The sequence below is a fragment of the Anaeromyxobacter sp. SG66 genome (assembly GCF_022690805.1).
Taxonomy (GTDB): domain Bacteria; phylum Myxococcota; class Myxococcia; order Myxococcales; family Anaeromyxobacteraceae; genus Anaeromyxobacter; species Anaeromyxobacter soli.
The window spans coordinates 1-5,006 of the sequence record NZ_JALCZC010000179.1; the positions used below are offsets into that span (position 1 = coordinate 1).

Sequence of the window (5,006 nt, forward strand, 5' to 3'; positions counted from 1 at the left end):
CCGCGGCTCACGCGTGCGCGCGCGCCTCCTCCGGCGCCGCCGCGCGGGCGGCGCGGCGCGCGCGGACGGGCTCGTGCACCCGCGCCAGCTCGCCGAGCGCGAACGCGCCGCACGCCATCACCGCGTCGCGCGCGGCCACGTCGAGGAACGCGCCCGCCGTGACGAGGTTCAGCGCGATCGCGGCGAGCCACGCCATCGCCACGAAGCCGAAGATCCGCGCGAACCCGAGCAGGATCGCCGCCCCGACGACGATCTCCACGATCCCCGCGGCCCGCATGAACAGCTCCGGACGGACCGGCAGGAGCCGGATCGCGAGCGGGCTGAGGTACATCCGCCAGTCGGTGAGCAGGTTCGTGAACTTGTCGAGCCCGGCGACGATGGGCACGACGCCATAGGCGATCCGGAGCACCCGGTAGGCCTTCACTGTGGTCTTCTCCATGATTCCCTCCTCGCAGTCGGATGCGCGGAGGCGGCGAGGGGTTACGTTCGCCGGCCTGGCGGCCTCCTCGACCTGGCTCACCGGGATCGCCGTCGACGAGGCGCTCGGGCGGCTGCGGCGGACGGGTGTGGAGCGGCTCGACGCGCCGGAGGCGGAGGACGAGGCGCCTGCGTTGCCCGACCGCTCGCCCGAGGATCGGGCCGCGGCGCGAGAGGCGACGTCGTTCCTCCAGCGCGCCCTCGATCTTCTCCCGCCCGCCTCGCGTCGCGCTGCGACCGGATCGTCGCCGCGGTCATGCCCCGCCTCGGCTGATCGTCGCTTTGAAGGGGCGCGCGGTCACCGCGTAACGCCTCCCGCATCCGACCGTATTGAAGGTGACTGGAGGTCGTATGCGTTTCACGACGAGGTGGGGGGCGCTCCTCGCGACGCTGGTCGCGTGCGGAGGCGGTGGGTCGTCGAGCGGCTCGAGCAGCGCGACCCCGATGCCGACGCCCGGGACGACGACGCCCAGCGCGAACCCCACGGCTCAGAACGAGATCACGATCAAGGGCATGGCGTTCAGCCCGCTGAAGCTGGAGGTGGCGCCTGGCGCCACGGTGACGGTGCGGAACCTCGACTCCATGCCGCACTCCGTCACGAGCGAAAGCACGGCAGGGGCGTTCCGCCCGGGCGCGGCGAGCGGGGTCTCGTTCGACACCGGCTCGTTCACGGGGGAGCGGACGTTCACGATCCCCGCGAACGCGCCCGTCGGCGCGACGATCCCGTACTACTGCTCGGTCCACCTCGGCACGATGGCGACGCCGAACGGCGAGATCGTGGTCACCGCCACACCGGCGACGACCACCCCCACGCCGACGGCGCCCTCGATGCCCTCGGCGCCCTCGAGCCCGTACGCGACCGAGTGAGGGAGCGCGCGGCGGGCCCGCCGCCCGCCCGGCCCGCCGCGCCTTGTCCCCGGCGGGACGACGGCGTAGCCTCGCGCCTCCATGCGCCGCCGCCTCGCCGCCGCCCTGCTCGCGGCCAGCCTGCTCGCGCTCCCGCGGTCCGCGGCCGCCGGCCCGGAGCGCACCATCGTGGTCGGGGCCGATCGCGACTACCCGCCCTACGAGTTCCTCGACGCCGAGGGCCAGCCCGCCGGCTACAACGTCGAGCTCACGCGCGCCATCGCCGAGGTGATGGGCCTGCGGGTCGCGTTCCGCTTCGGCGACTGGGCGGAGATCAGGGCGGCGCTCGAGGCGGGAGAGATCGACGCGCTGCAGGGCATCTCCTTCTCCGAGGCCCGCGCCGGCACGCTCGACTTCGCCCCGCCCCACGCCATCGTCCAGCACGCGCTGTTCGCGCGGAAGGGCACCCCGGAGGTCACCTCGCTCGACGCCCTGCGCGGCAAGGAGGTCATCGTCTTCGGCGGCGGGATCATGGACGAGGAGCTCACCCGCCGCGGGATGGGCGCCGCGCTCGTCCGGACCGGCACCCCCGCCGACGCGATGCGGCTCCTCGCCTCCGGCCGCCACGACTACGTCGCGCTCGCGCTCCTGCCGGGCGTGTACATCGCGCGCGAGCTCGGACTCTCGAACGTGGAGCCGGTCGCGCGCGCCGTGGCGAGCGAGCCCTACGGCTACGCGGTGCGGAAGGGCAACGCGGCGCTCCTCGCCCGCCTCGACGAGGGCCTCGCCATCCTGAAGAAGACCGGCCGCTACGACGCGATCCACCAGCGCTGGCTCGGGGTGCTCGAGCCGCGCGGCCTCAGCTGGGAGACGGCCCTGCGGTGGGCGGCGATCGTGCTCGTGCCGCTCCTCGCCGTCCTCGGGGCGGTGCTCCTCTGGTCGCGCTCCCTCTCGCGGCAGGTGGCGCAGCGGACCGCCTCGCTCGCCGCGGAGGTGAAGGAGCGGCAGCGCGCGATGGAGGAGCTCCGGCGGCACCAGGCGGAGCTCCTGCAGGCGGACAAGCTCGCGGCGCTGGGGGTCCTCGTCTCCGGCGTCGCCCACGAGATCAACAACCCGACGGGCCTCATCCTGCTCGACACGACCACCGTGCGCGCCGCCCTCCTCGACGCCCTCGACGCGCTCGACGCGCGCGGAGACACGGACGGGCTCGCGCTCGCGGGCCTCCCCTACCGCCGCATGCGCGAGGAGCTCCCGCAGCTCCTCGACGAGATGGCCCAGAGCGGCCGGCGGATCCAGCGGATCGTCGAGGACCTCAAGGACTTCGCCCGGCGCGACGACGCACCGCCGCTCGCCCCCGTGGATCTGAACGAGGTCGCGCGCGCGGCGGCGCGGCTCGCGGGCGCGGCGCTGCGGAAGGCGACCGCGCGCTTCGAGCTCGAGCTCGCCCCCGCGCTGCCGGCGGTGCTCGGGAGCGCGCAGCGCATCGAGCAGGTGGTGGTGAACCTGCTCGTGAACGCGTCCGAGGCCTTGCCCGCGCCGGGCCGCGGCGTGCGACTCACCACCCGCCGAGAGGACGGGCGCGTCGTGCTCGAGGTGCGCGACGAGGGCGTGGGCATCGCGGCGGAGCACCTCGCGCGCGTCGAGGAGCCGTTCTTCACGACCAAGCGGAGCGGGGGCGGGACCGGCCTCGGGCTCTCGGTCTCGGCGGGCATCGTGAAGGAGCACGGCGGCACGCTCGCGCTCACCTCCACCCCGGGGGCCGGCACGACCGCCACCCTCACCCTCCCGGCCGCGCCGGAGGCGGCCGCCGCGTGAGCGACCCGGGCTCCTCCGCCTTCGGAATCCTGCTCGTGGACGACGAGCCGGCCTGGCTGCGCGCCATGAGCCTCACCCTGGAGCGCACCGCCGGCATCCGCCGGGTCGTCACCTGCCAGGACCCGCGGCGCGTGCTGGAGATCCTCGACGGCGACGACATCGGCGTCGTGCTCCTCGACCTCACCATGCCGCACCTCTCGGGCGAGGAGCTCCTGCCGCGCATCGCGGCGGAGCACCCCGAGGTGGCGGTCATCGTCGTCTCCGGGCTGAACCAGGTCGAGACCGCCGTGCGCTGCGTGAAGCTCGGCGCGTTCGACTACCACGTGAAGACCGAGGAGGAGGATCGGCTCGTCGCGGGCGTCCTGCGCGCCCTCCGCATGCAGGAGCTCCAGCGGGAGAACGTCGAGGTCGCGACGCGGCTCCTCTCCGGCGAGCTCCGCCACCCGGAGGCGTTCGCCGGGATCGTGACGCGCGATCCCACCATGCGGACGCTCTTCTCGTACGTGGAGGCGGTGGCGAGGAGCGCCCAGCCCCTGCTCGTCACGGGCGAGAGCGGGGTGGGCAAGGAGCTCGTCGCGCGGGCCGCCCACGCGGTCTCCGGCTGCGCCGGGAAGCTCGTGGCCGTGAACGTCGCCGGCCTCGACGACGCGGTCTTCGCGGACACGCTCTTCGGGCACGTGCGCGGCGCCTTCACCGGCGCGGACCAGCCGCGGCGCGGCATGGTGGAGGAGGCGGCGGACGGGACCCTGTTCCTCGACGAGATCGGCGACCTGTCGATGGCGTCGCAGGTGAAGCTCCTGCGCTTCCTGCAGGACGGCGAGTTCTTCCCGCTCGGCAGCGACCGCCCGCGGCGCGTGAAGGCGCGCGTCATCGCCGCCACGCACCAGGACCTCGCCGCGAAGGAGCGGGCCGGCAGCTTCCGGCGCGACCTCTTCTACCGGCTGCGCACCCACCGCGTGCGCGTGCCGCCGCTGCGGGAGCGGAAGGAGGACCTGCCGCTGCTCCTCGACCACTTCCTCGAGGAGGCGTCGCGCGCGCTCGGCAAGAAGAAGCCCACGCCGCCGCGCCAGCTCGCGCAGCTCCTCGCGACGCACGACTTCCCGGGGAACGTACGCGAGCTGCGCGCGATGGTGTTCGACGCGGTCACGCTCCACGTGGATCGCGTCCTGTCGATGGACGCCTTCGTGGCGGCGATCGGGCGCGTCGCCGACGGCGGCCGCGCCGATCCGGAGGCGGACGCGAACCCGTTCGCCGGGGCCGAGCGGCTCCCCACGTTCGACGAGGCGCTCGAGCTCCTCGCCCGCGAGGCCATGGCGCGAGCCGGCGGCAACCAGACGCTCGCGGCCCGCCTCATCGGCCTCTCGCAGCCCGCCCTGTCGAAGCGCCTCAAGGCCTGGCGTCGGTGAATGATCTCACGGGGGCTGCGCCCTCAGGATTCGTCACATCTTCGGCTGCTGACCGGGGGAGCGGCTTCGGTCGGCCGAGCGGCGCACCGCGCGCTCCGGCTGGTCATTGACGGGTCGGCACGCGCGCGCCGGGAACGCTCAGGGCGGAGCACTGCTCGGCCAACTCCGGGTCGCCGCAGGGTCACGGCGCCCACATTCCCAGCTGCATGACGGGACGCAGAGGCGCCACGTCAGCGCGCGAGAGCGACGATGGCCCGTCGCCCGCGTCGCGGCGGAAGCGGTCCATGTGCTCGCGTCCGAAGGTTCTCTCTGCGTGAAGTAGGTTGTGAGCTCGGCCTGAAGTATCCCCACGATCGCGCGACAAATGGCGAGTGAGATCGATCGTCTGCGATACGAGGCAGTTTGAAAGTTGAAGCGCGCAAGCGCCTCTGATCCTCTGAGTCTGCCAGGACGAAGAGGGGA

Annotated in this window: 4 protein-coding genes; 3 read left to right on the forward strand and 1 reads right to left on the reverse strand. The window is 73.8% G+C overall.

Annotated elements, in window-relative coordinates; genetic code table 11:
• Positions 1-7 precede the first annotated feature (7 nt).
• A complete protein-coding gene (locus MNZ39_RS23195; RefSeq protein ID WP_242341463.1) occupies positions 8-439 on the reverse strand; it encodes a DoxX family membrane protein in 432 nt (143 codons plus the stop codon).
• 389 nt (positions 440-828) lie between these two features.
• Between MNZ39_RS23195 and MNZ39_RS23200 the strand changes: the two genes are divergently transcribed.
• The 3 genes from MNZ39_RS23200 to MNZ39_RS23210 all read left to right on the forward strand — a co-directional run bounded on the left by MNZ39_RS23200 (position 829) and on the right by MNZ39_RS23210 (position 4,544).
• Positions 829-1,344, forward strand: a complete 516-nt coding sequence (locus MNZ39_RS23200; protein ID WP_242341464.1) for a plastocyanin/azurin family copper-binding protein — start codon at positions 829-831, stop codon at positions 1,342-1,344.
• Positions 1,345-1,425: 81 nt separating this feature from the next.
• The gene (locus MNZ39_RS23205; protein WP_242341465.1) at positions 1,426-3,138 is read left to right on the forward strand and encodes a transporter substrate-binding domain-containing protein; all 1,713 of its coding nucleotides are present in this window, start codon (positions 1,426-1,428) and stop codon (positions 3,136-3,138) included.
• A complete protein-coding gene (locus tag MNZ39_RS23210) occupies positions 3,135-4,544 on the forward strand; it encodes a sigma-54 dependent transcriptional regulator (RefSeq protein WP_242341466.1) in 1,410 nt (469 codons plus the stop codon). Before MNZ39_RS23205 ends, MNZ39_RS23210 begins: the two co-directional genes overlap by 4 nt.
• Positions 4,545-5,006 lie beyond the last annotated feature (462 nt).

What these genes read in the sequence shown, in the direction of transcription:
- MNZ39_RS23195 (WP_242341463.1), bottom strand. Translation starts at nt 439, where the DNA reads ATGGAGAAGACCACAGTGAAGGCCTACCGGGTGCTCCGGATCGCCTAT.
- MNZ39_RS23200 (WP_242341464.1), top strand. Translation starts at nt 829, where the DNA reads ATGCGTTTCACGACGAGGTGGGGGGCGCTCCTCGCGACGCTGGTCGCG.
- MNZ39_RS23205 (WP_242341465.1), top strand. Translation starts at nt 1,426, where the DNA reads ATGCGCCGCCGCCTCGCCGCCGCCCTGCTCGCGGCCAGCCTGCTCGCG.